17 protein-coding genes, 1 other RNA gene and 1 pseudogene are annotated in these 20,391 nt (G+C 65.6%); 10 read left to right on the forward strand and 9 right to left on the reverse strand.

Features of this window, described 5'->3' with window-relative positions; translation table 11 throughout:
* The first annotated feature begins 265 nt into the window (after positions 1 to 265).
* Positions 266 to 1,984, forward strand: a complete 1,719-nt coding sequence (locus H8R17_RS34395; protein WP_187827143.1) for a pentapeptide repeat-containing protein — start codon at positions 266 to 268, stop codon at positions 1,982 to 1,984.
* Between the two features lie 537 nt (positions 1,985 to 2,521).
* Here the strand turns inward: H8R17_RS34395 and H8R17_RS34400 are convergent.
* The 3 genes from H8R17_RS34400 to H8R17_RS34410 all read right to left on the reverse strand — a co-directional run bounded on the left by H8R17_RS34400 (position 2,522) and on the right by H8R17_RS34410 (position 4,225).
* Positions 2,522 to 3,262, reverse strand: coding sequence for a hypothetical protein (locus tag H8R17_RS34400; RefSeq protein WP_187827144.1), 741 nt, complete (start codon positions 3,260 to 3,262; stop codon positions 2,522 to 2,524).
* Between the two features lie 21 nt (positions 3,263 to 3,283).
* Positions 3,284 to 3,757, reverse strand: coding sequence for a hypothetical protein (locus H8R17_RS34405; protein ID WP_187827145.1), 474 nt, complete (start codon positions 3,755 to 3,757; stop codon positions 3,284 to 3,286).
* A gap of 153 nt (positions 3,758 to 3,910) precedes the next feature.
* Complete coding sequence (locus tag H8R17_RS34410; RefSeq protein WP_187827146.1) at positions 3,911 to 4,225, reverse strand: hypothetical protein; 315 nt, start codon at positions 4,223 to 4,225, stop codon at positions 3,911 to 3,913.
* Between the two features lie 588 nt (positions 4,226 to 4,813).
* Between H8R17_RS34410 and rnpB the strand changes: the two genes are divergently transcribed.
* Positions 4,814 to 5,213: RNase P RNA component class A (rnpB, locus tag H8R17_RS34415), an RNA gene on the forward strand.
* Positions 5,214 to 5,264: 51 nt separating this feature from the next.
* On the opposite strand, the gene H8R17_RS34420 is transcribed toward rnpB, so the two are convergent.
* From H8R17_RS34420 to H8R17_RS34440, 5 genes are all read right to left on the reverse strand, one after another.
* Positions 5,265 to 5,807 (reverse strand): hypothetical protein, encoded by a 543-nt coding sequence (locus H8R17_RS34420; protein WP_187827147.1) that lies wholly within the window; start codon positions 5,805 to 5,807, stop codon positions 5,265 to 5,267.
* A 21-nt stretch (positions 5,808 to 5,828) separates the two neighbouring features.
* Positions 5,829 to 6,083, reverse strand: a complete 255-nt coding sequence (locus H8R17_RS34425) for a hypothetical protein (protein WP_187827148.1) — start codon at positions 6,081 to 6,083, stop codon at positions 5,829 to 5,831.
* A gap of 210 nt (positions 6,084 to 6,293) precedes the next feature.
* Positions 6,294 to 7,133 carry an IclR family transcriptional regulator gene (locus H8R17_RS34430; protein WP_187827149.1) on the reverse strand — a complete coding sequence of 280 codons (840 nt, stop codon included), beginning with the start codon at positions 7,131 to 7,133 and terminating at the stop codon, positions 6,294 to 6,296.
* Positions 7,134 to 7,280: 147 nt separating this feature from the next.
* Positions 7,281 to 8,225, reverse strand: a complete 945-nt coding sequence (locus H8R17_RS34435; RefSeq protein WP_187827150.1) for a zinc-binding dehydrogenase — start codon at positions 8,223 to 8,225, stop codon at positions 7,281 to 7,283.
* A 920-nt stretch (positions 8,226 to 9,145) separates the two neighbouring features.
* Entirely contained in the window at positions 9,146 to 9,904 is a 759-nt protein-coding gene (locus H8R17_RS34440; protein ID WP_187827151.1) for a hypothetical protein, read from the reverse strand.
* Positions 9,905 to 10,458: 554 nt separating this feature from the next.
* Between H8R17_RS34440 and H8R17_RS34445 the strand changes: the two genes are divergently transcribed.
* The 8 genes and pseudogenes from H8R17_RS34445 (at position 10,459) to H8R17_RS34480 (ending at position 19,119) form a co-directional block, all read left to right on the forward strand.
* A complete protein-coding gene (locus H8R17_RS34445; protein WP_262505706.1) occupies positions 10,459 to 10,818 on the forward strand; it encodes a hypothetical protein in 360 nt (119 codons plus the stop codon).
* Positions 10,819 to 11,513: 695 nt separating this feature from the next.
* Entirely contained in the window at positions 11,514 to 12,761 is a 1,248-nt protein-coding gene (locus H8R17_RS34450) for an MFS transporter (RefSeq protein ID WP_399477649.1), read from the forward strand.
* A 412-nt stretch (positions 12,762 to 13,173) separates the two neighbouring features.
* Entirely contained in the window at positions 13,174 to 13,401 is a 228-nt protein-coding gene (locus H8R17_RS34455) for a hypothetical protein (protein WP_187827152.1), read from the forward strand.
* 80 nt (positions 13,402 to 13,481) lie between these two features.
* A complete protein-coding gene (locus tag H8R17_RS34460; protein ID WP_187827153.1) occupies positions 13,482 to 14,663 on the forward strand; it encodes an MFS transporter in 1,182 nt (393 codons plus the stop codon).
* Positions 14,660 to 15,607 (forward strand): annotated as a pseudogene (gene egtD / locus H8R17_RS34465) (L-histidine N(alpha)-methyltransferase); the annotation flags it as partial. The gene H8R17_RS34460 and the pseudogene egtD, both read left to right, overlap by 4 nt.
* Before the next feature lie 143 nt (positions 15,608 to 15,750).
* A complete protein-coding gene (locus H8R17_RS34470; RefSeq protein ID WP_187827155.1) occupies positions 15,751 to 17,055 on the forward strand; it encodes an ATP-grasp domain-containing protein in 1,305 nt (434 codons plus the stop codon).
* Between the two features lie 43 nt (positions 17,056 to 17,098).
* Positions 17,099 to 18,370, forward strand: a complete 1,272-nt coding sequence (locus H8R17_RS34475; RefSeq protein WP_187827156.1) for a hypothetical protein — start codon at positions 17,099 to 17,101, stop codon at positions 18,368 to 18,370.
* Positions 18,371 to 18,441: 71 nt separating this feature from the next.
* Entirely contained in the window at positions 18,442 to 19,119 is a 678-nt protein-coding gene (locus tag H8R17_RS34480; protein ID WP_187827157.1) for an HAD family hydrolase, read from the forward strand.
* 941 nt (positions 19,120 to 20,060) lie between these two features.
* Here H8R17_RS34480 and H8R17_RS34490 read toward each other — a convergent pair.
* Entirely contained in the window at positions 20,061 to 20,372 is a 312-nt protein-coding gene (locus H8R17_RS34490; RefSeq protein WP_187827158.1) for a hypothetical protein, read from the reverse strand.
* Positions 20,373 to 20,391 lie beyond the last annotated feature (19 nt).

The raw sequence follows: 20,391 nt of genomic DNA on the forward strand, positions 1-20,391 counted from the left end.
CGGCCGGAGAATAATTGCGCTTATGGCCGAGACGTCTCCTCCTCCCTGGCTTCACTGCGGGCACGGAGCGGGTCCGGCCGACCCGGTCGGCTGCCTAGGCATCCACGTCCCCGGTCACACGGCATGCCTAGAACACCTATCGCCGCGTCGGCGGCGGCGGTACTTCAAGACGCTGCGACCCGCCGCAGAAGTAGATCACCGAGGCACCACGTTCAACGGTGAACTTCTTGGTGCGTTGCTCGGGGCATGCCGGGACAAGCGGGACATGGCGGCGACGACGGATCCGGAGACAGGTCGCCCCATTCTTGGCCCCGCCAACTTCAGTTGGGCCACGTTCACCGACGGGGCAGACTTCGCCTGGACCACGTTCACCGACAGGGCGGACTTCACCTCGACCACGTTCACCGACGGAGCGGACTTCACCTCGACCACCTTCGAGCGCGGCGTCGACTTTAGCCCCCACAGGTACCATGGCTATTCCCCGTATCGCCCGGGGACCTTCAAGGGCGACGACGTGTCGTTCCGCTCGGCTACCTTTCACCAGTGGTCCGACTTCACCGACACGAGGTTCTGGGACGCAGATTTCAGCTTAGCGACCTTCAATCAGGGCGCTAACTTCACTAGCGCAGAATTCTACGGGCACGCCAGATTTAACAGTACCTTCGAAGGCGCCGCTTGGTTCCGTCGCGGAAAATTCACTTTCGCCAATTTCGCGCATGCCACCTTCAGGGGAGATACCGTCTTCGAATCGGCCTCTTTTCGAGGAGACGCCGAATTTGGGGGTTCAACCTTTGCGGATCGCATCGTATTCACCGCAGTGCACTTCGAGCAGAACGCGCTATTCACCTCGGCCATCTTTGAAGGAACGGCTAAATCACTCGGTCCGCTGACATGTAGGTATCTGGGCCTTGATTCGGCAGTGTTTGCCACAGGGGTAACGATCGCGGCTGCGGCAGAGACCGTATCGTGTACTCATACGCAATGGGAGTCCACTGCCACACTGCGGTTGCGTTACTCCAAGGTCGACTTGTCGAATGCCATCCTGACCAATCCAGTCGCGGTCATCGCCCACCCGACCCGATTCACCGTCGGCATTCAGGATTTTTCCGATGGCGTTCTGTCAGGTGATGCCACCGTTCAGTTGATCTCGCTGCATGGGGTGGATGCGGGACATCTTGTCCTTAATGACATCAGTCTGGTTAACTGCCGATTTTCCGGTGCATTCAACCTGGACCAGTTGCGCATTGAGGGAACCTGCACCTTTCTGCGCACTCCGCAAGGCTGGCGCCGCCATTTTCTGTGGCCGCAGCGATGGACTTCGCGCGACACCCTGGCGGAGGAGCACCACTGGCGTGCCCTACCCACGACGAGCCTCAGCCCACATCCAGACTGGAAGGAAGGACCGCACCACCCAGATTCGGACCTCACCGCTGATCCGGGCGACCTCGCCGCCACATACCGTCAACTACGAAAGGGCTTTGAAGACGCCAAAAACGAGCCGGACGCAGCGGATTTTTACTACGGTGAGATGGAGATGCGTCGCCACGATCGTAACCGCCCGCACAGCGAACGCGTTCTTCTAACCTCCTACTGGTTTGTTTCCGGCTACGGTCTGCGTGCCTCGCGCGCCCTCGGCTGCCTAGTTGTCTCCATGTGCCTAACGGTCATGCTGCTGATGTTGGTTGGCATGCCCAGTCATGCTCCGAGTCCACGCACCCGAGGTAGCGTGACTGCGGGACAGGCTATCGATGTAACGACCGAGACCCCTGGCCCTGGTGGCGCAGCGCCAGGACCGATGGATGAACGGTTCACGTCGGAACGGGCTGAGATGGCGTGGCGGACCGCGCTTAATTCCGTTCTCTTCCGCTCCGCAGGACAAGACCTGACTCGTGTTGGAATATATATCGAAATGACTTCGCGCCTAGTAGAGCCGGCGCTTCTCGCCTTGGCCCTCCTTGCAGTCCGCGGTCGTGTTAAACGCTGAAGGCTCCCCAGTTCGCTCCTGACCGCTCGCCCGCCAGGCGGCCGAAGCTGGCCGCGGCCCCGCCCTGTGTGATCTCGTCAGGACGCTGCGGGACTCGGTCTGCCCCGCGACTGTGACGTTCAGCGATGTTTGGCCATTCGCGGCGGTGTTTGGCTGGCACCTGCTCGCGGGGGTCCTGGGGTTGACGCCTATGCCTGCTGGTGCGTCCTTAACTGGCAGCAGCGCCGAGTCCGAGGATGGTGGAGTGGCGGCCTGCATGAACGCGCAGCTCTGGCATGTCCGCAGGTGCCACAGCTGCCACGTCGGAGTCTCGCGAGTATCCGCTGAGCAACCGGTGCCACCGCCCCGCCGACCATTTGCGGGACAGCTCTTCGCGATCGTTTAGCCGCTCTCACTTGTGCGGTCGCTACGGAGCTGTACACGGGCCGAGCGGCATGACGGGTGGGAGATCCGCTAGGACGAGTGACGTAGGCGGCCGTTGCCGCGCCCGCGTGCCGTCGGCGGCAGCATGCTCTTCGACTGAGATAAAAAGAGGATCTAAGTAAAGCGACTTAGTTCCAGTTCGCTGTCGATCCCCTTATAGGTTTCTTTTCCTGCGGTCCATGGTGCAGATGCAGGGAAGTATCCTTCGTAGAAGTCGACGTAGTCGTCACTTGCGGCCTTCAGTGCCGTTCCGATTACCTTTCCCAGCTTCAACGCAGCCTCTTCAATGAGGGCGATCGTCGCTGCAGTCGGGTCTACCATGGACCCAATGAGCGTCAGCCAGGAATTGAGTTCACTCTGTTGAATCTGTTCTGACACGGCGGCCATCGATGAACCGAAATCACGAGTTCCCTGTTTTGATTCCCAAACTTGGACGCGTGCGCCGATCCCGGCTGTGACTCGTCGAGCTGGAAATAGCACTGTGCCGGCTCCCATGAACTCCCGCACGTCTCCGCCGCGCATCGGGATCAGGCACTTGTCTACTCCTGCGCCGGTAGGTGGGTAGAGAGAGATGGGCTCACCACTAAGGTCCCAGCACCAGGCGACAAAGTAGACATCGCTGGTACGGTGAAACAGTCGGGCCAAAAAGCTCTGGAAACCGGACTCCAGCCGGATGCTTGCTACAGCAAGCCCCCGAGGGGTGGCCGACTCTCGGAAGCGGTACGTATTTGCAGGCGTTTCTGTTGATACCTCCGCCAGGGCGCCGAAAGTGTCAACCTCCGTTATCGCGCCCGGCGCCTCAGGTGTCGGCTCCACTGAGAAGTCTTTGATTGATCCTACTGAAATCAAGGCCATGGAAATTTCCTCTCCGGCTGATCACAGCTTGACCGAGTAATCGCCATAAATCTGCACGCTGAAGCGGTTGGACTTTGCGAATAGCCAGGCGGTGCGAGCGTCAGACGGAGACATTCCGTACTTGGCTCCATTTCCCTTGTAATCTATCCGGGCGGTATCAAACGCGCCCCTGAGCTCATGTCCGGCACAGCCAATATCATGAGATTTGGTTAGGAGACACCGCAAGCCACTCACGATGGCCCACCCCATGGGGTATGGCACTTTGAGTGGAATGCCGACCTCGTCATCAAAACCAAGAAATGCCGTCACGCTTGAGCTGTTTGCAGTGGCGAGCTGACCGAGGCCCTGTGCGGCGTAACAGGCGACGGCAACGACGGGTCCAGAGAGCCTCTTTAGATCCAATTCATCAATCAAAGACTCACCGTTTGAGGTGAGAGCATTAGCTGCTCCATGGCCGAAATAGAAAAGAGCCGATGATGCGTCAAGGGCAGCCACAACCGCTGACCTTGTTGCTTGGCTGCCGCATAGGTCATGCGATGCGTAACCTGTAGCCAGTTGTCGGACGGCGCGCCCCCAGTCTGCGGCACATATTGCTGCAGTGTCATCTGCTGGACGGACAAAGAGCAGGCTGCCGCGGGACATGTCCAGTCACGCTCCAGAAAACGATTCCTTCGCCCACTGATCTGCATCGCGCTCGTAATCGGCGAGGATTGTGTCGAGATCCTCTGGCTCTTCCACATCATCCGCCGTTAGAGCAACAGCGAACGATCGGAACAAGTACTCTCCGTGAGGGCTGCCAGGTGACGCAACAGCCTCAGCCATGCCCGCAGGGGTGAGCTCGGTTCCGTCGGCCAAGGCGATGATGGGCAGATTCCTGCGAGGGTGGACAGCGGCCCAACGGGACAGCGTCTCTGCGATGCGTTGCCGTTCGGATTCGGTGAGTTCTTGGACCTTGTAGGGCATGGCACGTTCCTTCCCACACGGTCGGCCAAGGGTCCGCTCGTGTTGGCGTGCATGTCAATAGTGCCACTTCGGTGCAATTCGTGCATTACGGCGCAAATTGACCATGGACTTGTGCTGGATCACAATGCGCCTGGGTGGGCGACGAGGGCCAGCTGGCCGAGACGCTTGCTGTCGACGCATCGCCGAGTCGCTGCGTAATGGGGGCTGGCCTGGTCGCTTGGGCGCTGCCAGCAAACGAGGTGGCCGTCCTGCCGAGCTCGGCGGGACGCGATCGCGCACGAGACACCGCTCGGGGCCCGTGAGCCGCAAGTTCTATGCGGACCACATACGCACCATGGATGAGGTGCTGGACCTGATCGCACAGTGCCAACCTGTCGGAGCGAGGGCCCATCGTACCCGCGACGGCGAGGCGGATGGCGGCCAACTGTGACACTCGGAGTGGCCAAGTGTCGCGCTCAGTCACAGTCCGGTCTTGATGGGGGCAGGATTTCGGCAACGTGACCCCGCTTACCTGACCACAGTTCATGAGGTTGGCACCGAATGGCGCAGGCCAGCGGTTCAGTCCTCTACCATTGTCAGCGCGGCAGACGAGCCGAGTGGACGGTCGCGTTGGGACCAATGTGTCCCGCCGAGGAACGTCCGGACTCCACAGGGCAGGGTGGTGGCTAACGGCCACCCGGGGTGACCCGCGGGACAGTGCCACAGAAAACAGACCGCCGGGGATTTCGGTCCCAGGTAAGGGTGAAACGGTGGTGTAAGAGACCACCAGTGCCCAGGGTGACCTGGGCAGCTAGGTAAACCCCACCCGGAGCAAGGTCAAGAGGGAGCACCCAGGTGCTCCTGCGCGGACGTTCGAGGGCTGCTCGCCCGAGTCCGCGGGTAGACCGCATGAGGCTGGCGGCAACGTCGGCCCTAGATGGATGGCCGTCTCCCCGGCCGCCGTGAGGCGACCGGGTGACAGAATCCGGCGTACAGCTCGACTCGTCTGCCGCTTCACGCCGGGCACTCGCCAGCGGGCTGAAGGCGGCCGGGGGGACGTTCAGTGATGGCGCTGCGGGCGCGCCGGGTTCTGATGAGGCTGTTGCCTCTGGTCTTCCTGGGCGGCTCGCCTCCTCCGTTCCCCAGCGGGCTGCTCGCGACGCTGAGGAGACCGGCGTGCTGGCTGGACTGAGCGCTCTCCGGCTACCGCAGGTTGAGCGAGCCTGGAGACGGCTCGCTCGTACGCCTCGGCCTGGTAGCGGGGCCCCACCGCGAGCACCTGCAGGCGTGGCCGCCGGTCGCGATCCCTGGGGTCCGGCACGGGATCGAGGAAGCGGTAGACGATGCGATAGCGCGGCGCGGCCTGGTTGAGCCGTCGGCCTACCTCATTCTCCTGCTCGTCGAAGTACAGCTTCCAGCAGTCCCTCAGTTCCGTCGGCCAGGAGTCGGGCATGCGTTCCAAACGTTCACCCTTGGCTTCACCGCTGGTCAGCTGCGCAATGCGGATGACGGCCAGCTTCCGCAATTGCGAGCTCTTCAGCTTCAGGATGTCGGCGCCAACCTCGGTCAGGTGATCTCCCCGGTAGGGGTCGGACGCCGCCACGAGTTCTCCGTCCTATCGTCGTCAGTCCTCGTGCGCCGACGCTCCGCCGGCCCGGAGGAGGTCATCGGCGTCCTCGGGCTGCGCCTCGGCGACGAGACGGGCCAGGGCTTCCGTGGTCAGCCCCTCTCCAGGGGCCGGAGCATCGGCCAGCCGGTTCGCTGTGAGATCGCCGAGGTCGAGATCCTCGGCTCGCTCCAATCCCCGGCACAGGGCGACGAACAGGTCGTAGGGCAGGACGACAGCCTCCGGCTCGCCGCCCTCCTGCTCTCCGACCAACAGAGGTAGGGCTCGCTCGCTCCCTTGGCGGAAGCCTGCCAGTACCGTCCGGAGGGTGGCCGCAACCCGAGCGACGGAGTGAACTTCCTGATGTCCGCTCATGCGTTCCACCCTAGCGATGAGCATTGCCGGTCAGCGCTTCGATTTCTCGTGCAGTCCGCTCAGCTGTCGTGTAGGCCGGCGCCCCACTGGCTGGGGCTGGGCTTCGGGTCACGACCTGAGCATCATGGCCATGGGCTCCGACAGATGGCTCAGTTTGTTGCTGAGTTTGGAGGCGGCTGTTTTCGTGGCCTCGATCACCGTGTCGGGTGCCTCGGGCATGACCGTGGCGGGTTTGAGCAAGAGGGTAGCCCCCATGATCGCTTCACCCCACACGATGGGCGCCGCGCACGAGTTCCACAGGGGCATGCACTCTTCGTAGCCGAGGGCGTAGCCGCGGTCGCGGACGTCTGCGAGCGAGGCGAGGAGCTCATCGTCGTCGCGGTAAACGCCCGGACCGGCTTCGGCCGGAATCGGTTCGGCCAGAACCAGTTCCTGGATGCTCTCAGGAAGGTAGGCGAGGATGGTCCGGCCGCTGGCTCCGGTCCGGAGCGAGCGTGTGATGGACAGGATGTCGAGGGCGGTCATACCGAGTTCCACCAGGTCCGAATCACCCACGGCCATGTCTATGCACTGACGCTGGGCGCCCCCGAAAGGTGCCAGCATGTATTGGAAGACCAAGCCGCCGTCGGTCGCCTCGCGCAGCTCCTCCAGGATCGCGTGCGTGTTTTCGTCCTTGGCCGGTGCGTGGGCGAGCGCGTGCATGCCGAGGTGCGCCGCAGTGGCACCGAGTCGGTACTTGCCATGGCCAACGCGCTCGAAAAAGCCACCGTAGACGCCGGACTGCAGGATGCGGGAGGTCGTGGAGTCGTCCAGGCCGGCCGCCTTGGCTATCTCGCCTGTGCCGTGCACCTCGCCTCCGAGCTGAGCGAAGGCTTTCTGGACGCGCATGAATCTGTCGACGAGGCGTGATCCCGTCTCAGAGGTGTTCGAGATTTCGTTGCCGGTCATGCAGCCGCTACCTCCCGTCGGGTGGGCCGCGCTCGCCGCCGGAGTGCGGCCCACCGAGTCCCTCACATGGACGCCTAGTTGAACGACGTCTCACGTCGCACTCGTGTTCCAGACGGGTGGCAATTTGAGGAAAACTTGAGGTTTTAACTACCCGACGGTATCGAGGCAGAGCTTCCCGGTGTGCGTGCGAGCGGCCAGAGCCGCGTGGGCAGCACCTGCCTCGCTCAACGGGTAGACCTGGCCGAGGACCGGGCGCAGCGAGCCGCCCCGCACAGCGTCGAACAGCGCGTTCATACTGGTGGGCAACGCGCTCCGGTCGCTGTACAGCGACGGCAGCCAGAATCCGATGACGGCGATTGAGCGCTCCATCAGCACCTTGGTCGACACGTCCGTCGTCTGGCCCGACGCGTATCCGTACACGGCCAGCCGGCCGCGCGGGGCGAGGGCGGCAACGATGGAGTGGAAGGTGGGTCCGCCGGTCATCTCCAGGGCGACCTGGACCGGGCCGCCCGCAGCCTCCTTGATCTCCTCGGTGAGGTTCTCGCTGGTGGAATCGACGACTGCGTCCGCACCGAGGTCTTCCGCGAGTTGGCGCTTTTCCTTGGTACTCGCCAACGCGATCACCTTCGCGCCGATGCCCTTGGCCAACTGGACGGCTATGGAGCCCAAACCGCCCGCAGCGGCTGGAATCACCACGGTCTGGCCCTTCTGCACATCGGCGACGGTGTGCAGAAGGTGGTAGGCCGAGTTGCCCTGCAGACACAGGGCAACTGCCTGCTCATCGCTCACGTGGGCGGGTACTTCCCACGAAGTGCGGCGGTGGACGTGGGCCTGCTCGGCGTAGCCACCGCCCTGGGTGAGCCCGACGAAGCGCTTGCCTTCTGCCGTGCGGCCGACCACCTCGTTGCCCGGAATGTAGGGCAGCGTCACGGGGGCCAGATAGTCGTCTCCCCGCACGTGCATATCGGCGAAGTTCACCCCTGCACGGCTCACCTGCAAGAGGTGATGGGCGCCTCGTGGCTCAAGGTCGGGGACCTCGACCGCCTGTAGCACCTCCGGACCACCGAACTGCTCCATCCTGATGGCGCGCACACTTCTCCCTGTGGGCTGGATCTGGGTATGTCTGCCTTTCCAGGTTATGCGATGGAGTTGACGCTTCCGTAAAGCATTTGCAAACCCCTCCGTTTCTCATGTGGTGAGAAAGGGAACCGGTTTCTCACCACATGAGATGCGTTTGAGGGGCCCGTTTCTCACCACGTGAGAAACGGAGGTGCTGTATGCGACTCTCTGTGTTTCCTCGTTGACGAAGGCATATTCGCAAGGGTAGGAATCAAAGCGCGGGGAGGGCGATCGTCCGAATCGACCGGGATGCCGCGCGCCGGATGGCTCGATGCTGTCGCGCCTGGGATCGTGTACCAGGAGGGCGGCCGGGCTCTCCGGACCGAGCAAAGTTTCACCCCGCATTGAACGGGAGAAGAGCGCGTGTACTTATCGGGGAATGAGCCGCAGTCGCGCAATGCACAGAAGGAAAGAATAGACCGCGGGGGCGATATCGATGACGGAGCCGGGCGGGAACCGGCGGGAAAATCGAAACGGAGTGCTGGATAGGGGGCCGCGAGGCGCGGGCTCTCTGAATCCGCAAGAATTCGCGGATCCTGCCGAAAAGGGTGAGATCCGGCATAACGGGAAACGGGGACAAGTCCTCGCCGGCCGCGGCGAGGAGAGCGAGCGGGGTGCTCCGAGTGGGATATGGCTCGCTACTGCGGACGGAACCGTGATTTTTCATCCCGTCTCCGCAGGTTCGGATGAGCTCCAGGGCTGGTCAGTACCAGAGGCTGGCTCGGTGGACGAAGCGGACGAGATGACACTCGATGCAGCGAGCCGGTTGATGCCCCTACTTCCGCGTGAACTGATTGCGGAATACCTCCGGTTGGGTCCGTACCGCGATGGCGGCGAGGCCGCTTAGGCCGGGCAGGAGTGTGGGGGCCGTCCCTTCGGGGGCGGCCCAACTCCTATGCCTTGCCGCTTTCCAGGCGCCCAAGCTGCGCGATCATGGACAGGACGGCGTCCCTGCTCGACGGCAGCAATTCGTGGCACTGTCGCGCGATCTTCAATACGCCCTCGTCCTGGAGGGCTTGGAAGGCGTCGGGCTGGCCAAGGGCCCAGGTGGCCGAAGTGATCTGCTCGTCAGTGAGCCCAGTCGCCGCTTCGAGTAGGCCAATCGTGCGGGGGAGAGCATCAAGTAGTGAGGGCTTACTGGCGAGGCTGCCGAGGGCCTCACGCTGCTCAGCCGTCAAGCGGGTTACCTGTAGGGCGATGTCCCGGACATCTGTGTCACGCAGAATGTCGAGCGTTTGCAGCCGCCCGAGGAGGTCCGTGACCGCCTCGGGACCGGCGTCGCCCTCCATGTTCTGCAGCCGGATCTGCTTGACGCCCAGACGCCGCAGCTGCTCCAGGAGAGCCAGCTGCGCTTGCGCGTCGTCCTCGAAAGCCACCTCGTCATCGACGAAGTAGGAGACGCGACGGCCGAAGAACTCCGAGAAGGCTTTGAGGTGCTTCAGGGTCACGTTGGTCCCTGGCTTGCCGGTTCCCAGCTCCCAGAGGTAGGCGCCCGAGACTGCAACGCCGGTCGCGTCGGCGATCTGCTTTGCCAGCGCGTCCCAGGATGGCGGCCTCCCGCCTTCAGGCGCGCGTGCTTCACGGAGCCGTGACAGTTTCTCCGCGAGCGTGCGCGGCGGCTCGTTGGCGCCGTCACCGCCGGTTTCGGGCATCGTCGGCCCCTCCCCCTCTCCTGCGTGGCTTGATCATTATGCGGAAGATACGCGAACCCTGTCGCCATCCACGCACGTGAATATCACTTCGCGGGCAGGTCGCGTCAAGCGCTCTCGCGTTGCAGCTCTGAGCCCACAGATAGGTCTAGTCCACCGATGTGGATCGTGCTTCCTGTGACCCTCTCACAGGATGAGAAGCCGCAGGCTGCCCTTGCCTCTTTCTCCACAGGTGTTTAGGTGAATCTAGCACATATCGGACTAGTGGGCGGACCTGCCCTGACCTCCGACCGACGGCCCACCCTGGCGGCTCTCGCGATGGATTGCTCTACAGCCCCCGCTCGCCAATCCCGCCGCCTCTCTCCACCTGTTTATGAAAAGGGGTCGACCTGTCGAGGATCGACGGCTATGGTCGAGGCCTGTTATCTACAGGTGTTTATGGATGTGGAGAGCGGTGGCGCTCTCATGCCCGCCGACCGCCATTCGGGAGGGGCGCGGACGCGCTCCGATGACCCCGCATCCAGGAATGCCGCCCGAGCATCTGTGAGGGGACCACCTTGATCGTCCTGAACCGCCGCAGGATTGCGGCAGGAGCACTCGGCCTCATGATCGCCGGTGGGGGCCTGGCCGCTGCGCCGGCGGCGCAGGCGTACGACACCGGGACCATGAAGGTGTCGTGCAGTGCCGTGAAGTTCCACAAGAGCCCGAGCAAGGGCAGCACGGTGGTCGGCATCGGCTACAAGGGCGACAAGGTCCGGGTCGACCAGTTCGCCTACAAGGTCAAGGAGAAGACCTGGTACTCCCGTGGGACCGTGACACGCCGATCGGACGGCAAGCGCGTGCGCGGGTACGCAATCTACTACTGCGTTAACCCCTACGAGGTCTCCCCGCCCCCGGCGTACCCGAAGCGCCCGTAAGTCACCTGCGGCGCACTCACTGAGACCGGGCCGGCGCTGCCGCGTTCTGACTCGCCGGCCAGACCAGTCGAGGACCCACCCCCCGTACGGTCCTCGGCTCCCCGAGGGGCGCCACCGCAGGCTGCGGTGGCGCCCCTCCGCCGCCCAGCCCCCGCATCTCGACGCGCATCGCAGTGCACGGCACCCGTGATGCGGCCGCCGGGCCCGTTGCACGGCAGAGATCGGTAACAGCCGCCGAGAAGCTTCGCCTCCACTTCGTACGGAGACATCCGTGGACATCCTTCGACACCGGCGTACCACTCGCTTGAAGGCCTTCGCGCGACTCCGGCAGCGGCGGCCCCAGCTCTTCCGCGAACCACCGGGCACGCCCCTGCAGGCCCTGTCCGACCGCCGAGAACGAGAGCCGTCGGTGAATGGCGCGGTGCGATCCGTGACGTTCGACCGCACCGCGCTCCTCTGCTGTGACCGCCCTGGGCCAGCAGTCCGGACTCCTGGCAGTCGGCTGCCTGTGCGTGACCTGGCTCAAGCCGAACACCGAGTTGGGCCCCGGGTCTCCAACCCAACGCCCCTGGCATCAACAGGCGTTCAGCCCCACGCAAGGACTGATCGCGACGACGGGAGCTGACCGGACCACTCATTCCGGTCCCCACCCCCGTGCCGTGAGGCGCCGCAGCCCTCGGCTAACTGGAGTCCCTGTGCCCGCGATCACCTCATCCGCCCAGACACCGATCAAGTCACCCCCGTCCCTAGCGCCGAAAGGGTGGCCTCCGGTCATCTGGGCGCTGCTCATCGGGACATTCGCCGTGCGCGCCGCGGGATTCGTCTACCCGTACTTGCCCTACCGCCTGGATGACCTGCATCTGGACACTGCGGTTGCGAGCACGGTCCTGGCGCTATGGGGCGCCGGCTGGTTCACCGGCCAACTGCTGTGCGGTTGGCTGGCCGACCGGATCGGCCGCCGGGCCACCCTCACGAGCGCAATGACGCTCGCCGCGGTGAGCTTCCCGCTCCTCGCCGAGGCACGCACCCCGATGGCCCTCGGCATTGCCGCTGCCCTTTCCGGCCTTGTCTACGACGCGCCCCGCCCGATCGTGTCTGCCCTTGTCGCCGACACCATCCCGGACGAACCGGGTCGTGCCCGCATCACCGGCTGGAGGCACTTCGCCGTCAACCTGGGCGCCGCCACCACCGGGCTTGTGGGCGGAGCCCTCGCAGGGCCGATCGGCATCCCGGCGCTGTTCTGGTGCAACGCACTCGTGTGCGCCGCATTCGCCATCGTCGTACTTCGTGTCATCCCACCGGCCACCCCGGCACAGGCACTCAGGCCGAAAGGGCATCAGGAAGCATTTACCGACCCCCTCCTGTGGCTCCTGTGGCTGGCGAGCCTTCTGACGCTGATCCCAGTCGCTGCCCTGTTCTCCGTGCTCCCGATGATGATGGCCCAGGACGGCCTGCCGCCCACGGCCTACGGATGGACCCAGGTCGCCAGCGCCGCCGCTGTGATCGGACTGTCGCCGCTTCTCAATCCCTGGCTCGTACGGCGCGCCAGGCGCCCCGACCCCATGGTGGGGCTACTCGGCACGAGCGGGCTGATCCTCGGTGCAGGGATGGGCTCCGCAGGACTTGCGTCCTCGACCATCGGATACAGCGCAGCCGCGGCGCTGGCTGTACCAGGCGAGATCATCGCTTTCGTCGCCGCCACCGATGTCCTCAACCGGTTCGCGCCGCCGTCGAGCCGAGGCGTCTACGCGGGAATCTGGGGCACCACGCTCGCGGCCGCGGTTCTGTGCGCCCCCGCACTCGGCGGATGGGCCCTCGCCCACGGCGGCCACCACCTCGTCGCCGTGACGACCCTCATGTCCGGACTCCTCGGGGCAGCACTCTGCCTGCCGTTGGCCGCGCTCCTGCACCGCCCGTCACGCACACCACGGACTTATGCGTGAAGGGCCTCACCACGTCCGGCCGCGCCGTCGCGGCCTGCAACACCACCCCGCGGCTCGTCACGAGCCGCGGGCCGATCGCCTGTGCTCGCTCAGCTGCCCCGGAATCGCCGCCTACGCGCCGACCACGTGCAGACCGGCAAGGCGGATCGCCCTCCACACACCGTCACATCCCACCGCTACAGAAGGAGTACGACGCACGATGCGACACACACCTGGTGGACTCGCGATGAGGACGCCGCGTCAGACGATGCTGAACGGGACACACAGGCAGACGAGGCTTCGGTTCACGGCCCTACCTCCCGACGACAACTGGGCCCGCGAGCGCGACGCCAGATTCGCGCAGTTCGTTGCCCGGCGTCTCGCCGAAGTCGAGGCCACAGGTTGCCTTGCCGAGAGGAAACTCGCGGCGGGAATGCTCGACCTCTACACCGAGTGGAATCAAAAGCGAGAACTCGCCGCGGCCACCAACGAAGACCTCTTCAACGGGCAGGTCGGCGCCATGGGCTGGGCCCTGCGATGCCTTGCCCACAGCGCCTGGTGGAACACCCCCGGATGGGAGCAGTCCTTCCACCCCGCGGCCACTGCGCCGGATTCGCCGCCAGCTATCACCGGCGGACAGGTCCAGGCACGGCAGCCGTGACGGTACTGGAACGCGGGCGAACGCCCGCCAGCAGATCACTCCCCACGGTCCGGTACCGCGACGTCCTGCAGGTGCCCCACGTGGCGCAGCTGCTTGTCGGCACGCTCATCGGGCGCCTGCCGACCGGCATGGCCCCGCTGGCGATTCTCCTCAGCGCCGGTCACGGAGCCGGATTCGGAACGTCCGCCGGCCTACTTGCCGCGGTGTACCTGGTGGCCAACGCCATCGGAGGCCCCTGCTATGCCCGCCTGGTCGACCAGTACGGCCAGAGGCGAACGCTCACCGCTGGCGCCGCCCTGAGCGGTACGGCCTTCCTCGCCCTGGCCACCGGGCCTACGGAGGCCTGGTGGGCGATGGCCGCTGTGGTGGTCGCGGGAGTAACACGGCCGCCGCTGGACCCAGCACTCAGAACGTTGTGGGGTGCCGGGGGGATGATGCCGTCGCCTGCCCATCAGCGGGTGGCGCTGGCCCTGGACTCCGCGACTGAGGAGCTCATTTACGTCGTCGGACCACTGCTGGTGGCCACCATCGCCACGGCGACGTCGGCTTCCGGCGCCCTCGTGGCGACCGCTGCCGTCGGCGCCATCGGCACCGCCCTGTTCGTCTGCACGCCAGCCTCCCGCGCCGTCGGTGCCAACTCCGCTGCCCGCCAACCCGATTGGCTCGGGCCGATTCGGTCGCAGAGCCTGCGGGTGCTGTACGCGGGGATGGCGTGTGTCGGAGTCACCATCGGTGCCCTCACCCCCTTGGCCGTGCAGTCGGCTGATCAGTTCGATGCCCCGCAACTGTCCGGAGGCCTGCCTGCGACCCTCTCGATCGGGGCTGTCCTGGGCGGGCTTGCCTACGGGGCCCGAGCCTGGCGCGGAAGCGCAGGCAGGCACCTGATCGTCCTGTCAGCCGGATTCGCCGTCGGCTGGCTCCCCATGATCGTCGCAGAAAGCCCCGCAACGACGCTGTACTCCGCAGCGATCCCCGGCTTGGCCATGGCCCCCCTGCTCGGCGCGGCCTTCGTCATGACCAGCACGTTCGCACCGGCTGGACACGCCACGGAAGCCCACGCCCTTCTGGTCGCCGCCCTGGACATCGGGTGCGCCATCGGCACAGCTGCCGCAGGCATCACGCAAACACAGCTCCTCCTCCCCGCCGGAGCAGCTGCCGGCGCGCTCATTCTCGGCACTGCCCGAAGGCGCCTCCACCCGACGTTCCTGCACTCGCTACCGCCCACGCCTGACCCCGAACGCGCCAAGGAGCCCACTCTGTGAGCCCATTCCTGATCACCCGCACCCTGCCCGAGGAAGCCACGGATGCGGCCCTGCGCGCCGACGTTTTGCGCGGCTTTACCCGCACCCCGAAGACGCTGCCGCCGAAGTGGTTCTACGACAAACACGGCAGCGAGCTGTTTGAGAAGATCACCGAGCTGCCCGAGTACTACCCCGCACGCGCCGAGCGCGAATTGCTGATCGCCAGATCCGCCGACATCGCCGCGGCGACCGGCGCGCGCACCCTGATCGAGCTGGGTTCCGGCTCGTCCGAGAAGACGCGGCACCTGCTGGACGCCATGCCCGACCTCGACACGTATGTGCCGGTGGACGTCAGCGAGAGCGCGCTCACCCAGGCGGGACACGCGCTGGTTGGGCAGAGGCCCGGCCTGAACGTCCACGCACTGATCGCCGACTTCACAGCGGGCTTGGCCCAGCCGGGCACGCCCGGGCCAAGGCTCGTGGCGTTTCTGGGCGGCACGATCGGCAACCTTCTGCCATCCGAGCGCGCCACGTTGCTGTCGTCCATACGCTCCTTGCTCTCGCCCAACGACTCACTTCTGCTCGGCACCGACCTGGTCAAGGACGAGCGGGTGCTGCTCGCCGCGTACGACGATGCGGCCGGCGTGACGGCGGCGTTCAACAAGAACGTACTCAGCGTCGTGAACCGTGCGCTTGGCGCCGACTTCGATCTCGATGCTTTCGATCACGTGGCCCGGTGGGACGCGGCCAACGAGTGGATCGAGATGCGGCTGCGGTCCCGCACAGTCCAGACCGTCAAGATTCCCGCCCTCGACCTGGCGGTCGACTTCGCGGTCGGCGAGGAGATACGGACGGAGGTGTCGGCCAAGTTCCGCGAACAGGGAGTGCGGTGCGAACTGGCCTTGTCGGGACTGGGACTCACGCGGTGGTGGACCGCCGGCCGGCTGTACGGCCTCGCACTCGCTCGACCTACTGCTCCATCGGCTGGGCTCGGGTCGTACGCGTCGCGTTGGCCTTCCGCCAATGGAGGTTCGTCATGAGGTTGCGGACGACTGCGCACACCGCACAGAGCAGCCCCCGGTTCCTCGATGTGAAAGGCCGCACCGCAATGAAGGCAAGCGCAACCGATGCGCAGTCGTCCGGCAAGCAAGACCTCTCTGCCCGCCCGATCTTGCTGCTGGGTGCCGGAGCACCCGAATTCCGTGAGTACGTACTGCGCCAGATCGCCCGCGTCCGACCCGTGGTGCTCGTCGACCAGGCCCCACCCAATTGGGCCCGCCCATATCTGGCCGCCCAGACGGCCGTCGACCTGCGCGACCATGAGGCCGCGGAGACCTTCCTCAAGACTGCCGCGGTCCAGCTCGGTGTGGTCGGCGTGACCACCTACATGGAGCACTTCGTCGAACTCACGGCGCGGCTCACACACCAACTCGGACTGCCGGGCAACTCCCCATCAGCGGCCACTGCCTGCCGTGACAAGGCCACCACGAGGCGCCTTCTGGCAGCGCACGGGGTCCCCTCTGCGAGCTCGTTCCTTGCGGAGGACGCCGACCAGGGGGTGGAGATCGCCCGCCGACTGGGCTACCCCGTCGTCGTCAAGCCGCGAGGCCGGGCTGGAAGCGCGGGAGTCCTGCGGGCCGACAGCGACGAGGACGTACGCGCGGCCTTCCACCGTGCTCTGGTGGACAGCGTCCTGGGCCTGGAGGCCTGGTCCGTGCCCGGCGCCCTGGTCGAGGAATACCTGCGCGGTCCCGAGATCAGTGTGGAGACCGTGGTCCTCGGCCCGGAGCAGCTGCAGATCGTGGCCATCACCCGCAAGACCCTGGGCCCCGAACCGCAGTTCCAGGAGATCGCACACAGCGTCGACGCAGCGGACCCACTGCTCACCGACCCCGTCCTCGCCGACATCGTGACCGCAGCAGTGCAGGCTCTCGGGCTCACCCGGGGCGTCTTGCACATCGAGCTGCGGATAACCACCGACGGTCCCCGGGTGATCGAGGTCAACGGCCGACCCGCAGGAGACCTCATCCCGCTCCTCGTCGAACGGGCTACCGGCGTCAACCTGCCCCAGGCACTGGCAACCCTTGCCGCAGGCGACATACCCGACCTGACCCCGACCCGCTCGGAAGCCGCCGCGATCGGCTTCCTGTACCCCGACCAATCCGGCTACGTCGAACAGCTCGACCTACACGGAGCCATACAAGATCAGCTGTGGCTTGAACGGCTCGTCTGGACGCGCGACGTCGGCACTCAGGTGACCGCGCCACCGCGCGCCAGCATCGACGACCGCATCGCGCACTGGATCGTCACCGGCTCCACGGCCGCGGACTGCGCGAAACGACTCGACCTGGTCGCCGACCACCTCTCCGTCCGTATCTCCCGCCCCGCCCACACCACGAGCTGCACACGGTGATCTCTACCACCGCCCCGCATCGATCTGCCCTGGAGGCTGCCCGATGACCATCGCCCGCGCTGCAGTCGCGGCTCCTGCCCCCTATACGGCTGGGACGACGGCCGTCGCGGTCATCGCTCCGCAAGCCGGCTCCGGCTACGCTGACGTGCTGGCGCGGCGGGGACGCGACGCCGTCGCGGTCATCCTGGGCTTTGACGCACGGCCTCCTGCATACAGCGGTGTTGCGCCCGACGAGGGATACTCCGACGTCATCGAGTACGCCGGAGACCTGCGTCGCACCGTCAAGAAGCTGCGGACCGTCGGAGTCGATGCCGTGGTGGCCGCAAGCCCGGTAGGCGTTGAGCTGGCCGAGCGCATCGCCTGGCAACTCCGACTCCCCGGCAGCGGCATCCCTGGATCGACCCAGCTCCGAACGGACCGCGGTGTTCAGCCAGAAGCCCTGTCCCAGGCAGGGATTACCGCGCCCCGCGCCTTGCGCACCGCCAGCGTCGCCGAGGCCCTTGCGTGGACCGACTGCCATCAGGCGTCTGCCTACCAGCTGGCCTCCGCCGCGATCGGTGTGCCTGGGCGGCCGGTCATCTGCTCTACGAAGCAGCAGATCACAGCTGTCTGGCCGCAGCTACAGGAGTCTGCCTACCGCTACAGCGGGGACGCCTCCCTCGTCCTGCGAGAGCCAGTGGAGGGGCGGCACTACGTGGTCGACAGCGTCACGCGGCTCGGCCCAGACGGTCCTCAGCACGCTGTTACCGGCATCTGGGCAGACCTTCACGCTCCAACGGGACTGCTCGCCCGAACCGACCTACTCCACCGGCACGATCTCCTGGCCCGCCGGCTGTCCCTGTATGTGTGCAGTGCTCTGGACGCCCTCGGCGTGGCATCGGGGCCGATGTCATGCCACGTCGCGTTCGATCCTGAGCGCGGCCCGGTCCTGCTGTCCGCCAGCGTCGTCACCAACCGATCGCGTGCCGATGAGGCCGTGTGGGAGATATCGGGGCTCGACCCGATCGACGCAACGTTGGACGGAGCCCTCTCCACCTACCGAGCCGGTAGCGACGTCCCTCGCTACCGCGTGGCTCGTATCTGCGTGAACGTTCCGCAGAGAGGCGTACCTGGGCCTGGGCTGCTGCAGACCTTTGCCGCACTGCCCACCACGGCGTGTGTAGACGTGGACCCGAGCTCGTTCATCTCCAGGAGTGCGCCGCCCCTGCCCGGCGGGGATGCCTGCGAGATCGTCCTTGCGCATGCGAGGTCCGGGGCGATCGAGAGGGACTACCACTGTATCCAGGCCCTGATGGCGGATCTTCACAGAATCTGACATCGGTGAATGTCTCTTCCTCAACAACAGAGCCTTACCCTTCACCTGATCAAGAGAGGAAGCCACGTCCCGTGCCACGGAACTTCAACCGGCCACACCTCGTGTGGGGATGGAGAGGCACGCTCGCCGACGACGTCCAGCGTCAGGTCGGCGCAGTGAACGCAGCCCTGGCTTCGCTGGGCACAGAGCCGGTCGATCTCGACACTATCCGGCGCCATTTCGCCACATCTGCCCCCGCCCTGTGTGCAGCGATACTCGGTCGCGCTCTCACCGATCGGGAGCGAACGCAGGCGAACATGGCGTTCGAGACCTTCCACTCCCGACGACCGCCAGCCCAGCTCGTGCCTGGCACCGAGGACCTCCTTGCGAGGCTGATCCGTAGCGGTTGCAGCCATTCCGTGCTGTCGCTGAGCGCCCACAATGGGCTGACCCGTCACATCGCCGACATGGGCATCGCCTCCCTGTTCCTGCGCGTCGAGGGACGTACGGGCCCCTCCGCCCGGAGTAAGCGACAGCCTCTCGCGAAGCACGTGGCGATGCTGCAACGGACCATCGGGAACCGCCCGATCGTTCTCATCGGTGATGCTGTTGATGATGTCCGGGCTGCTCTCGCCAACCAGGTTCACCCCGTGCCCTACGCCGGCGGCCTAACGCACCCAGACATCCTCCGCCGCAGCGGCGTACCCGTTGCAGATTCCCTTGCGCAGGCAGCGGCGTTTGCCGTGGCTCACGCTCACAGCCTGAACTGACTCATCTTGGGTTCCACTGATCCCTGAGCAAGCCTCAACAGACGTCGGTCACGAGACAACGAACCTGTTGTCCGCCCGTCACGACAGGGCGCGGTCGGGTGCCGGGCTTGGCCTGGTGTGGTGGGATGCCGTGGAGATCGGCCCCCAATCCCTCCCATGAAGAGAGAGATGGAGGGCCGTCGGACGGAGCGCCGGGCAGGACGGTCAGTGTTTCTCCGCGACGTGGGGCGGAGAGGAAAAGGGCGGCCGACCTTGCCCGCAGTGCGGTGCGGTCTCCACTGATCGGCAGCCGGGAGGAACGCCGCCCGCAGTACTTCACCAGAGGGTGAGGGGGCGGCCCGCCTCCTCTGCAGCCCGGATGAGTTGCTCGATCCTCTCGGGCGACTGTCCCGCTTCGAGCCCGGCACGAATCGCCTGAGCGATGGCACGTGTCCGCCCAGCCGCCCCACGCGTATCTGCAAGAGGGCCGTGGGGATTGCGCCTTCGCAGCGACCACTCCGCACGGTTCTCCGCTGGCGTTCCGAGCCGAAGATGGGCCGGATTGGTACAGCCATGGAAGTCGCAGGTGTGGCACACGACAGGGTCCTCGGCAGCGGTCCAGCCAGTGCGGTCTATTACTCCGTTGGCGAGTTGGTAGGCGAACAGATGAGCCGGCACGGTTCCACGACGGGACGGTCCAGGAAGGCTCGCGGCACGAAAGGAACCGTGGCCGGTAGAGCTGACGGCGTGGCACCACGGCCAGCATTGATCCGCCGACCTGACGTAACGCTTGACTTCGAACCGTGCGACAACGTCCTCGTCGTTTAACCAGGCACGCCAAAGTTCCGCAGGGAGCCGAATCGGCATCGGCTCCCCAAGAAGCGAGAGTTGTTTAGCGCCCGTGTTCACGGGCTGGCACTGAGGAGCGACGCGCTCCAGCAGGAGTTGCTCGTCCGCTCCGCTCACGACGGGTCCACCTTGGTGGGCTTGAGGACAGGCGGGTAGCCCTTGGCACGAAGAAAGGCGTCGAGGGCTAGCGCGACGATGTCGCCGTGCTGGACACCGTGGTCCGCGTGATAACGGCGGATACGCCGCTGCAGTTGGAGATCGTCGGGGACGGCGTAGTTGATTTGCCCGCGAGTGGTATGACGACCGTTAATGATCTCCAAGGTGTCCGGATGAGGGACCAAGGGGTCCTCAGTCAGGTCGGATTGCGCTTCGAGGGCGTCAGCCACGGCGCGCAGTTGACGGGCATGGTGCGAGAGATCGGGCACTGGGCGCTCCGGTCGGGGC

The sequence above is a fragment of the Streptomyces sp. TRM68367 genome (genome assembly GCF_014495685.1).
Classification (GTDB): Bacteria; Actinomycetota; Actinomycetes; order Streptomycetales; family Streptomycetaceae; genus Streptomyces.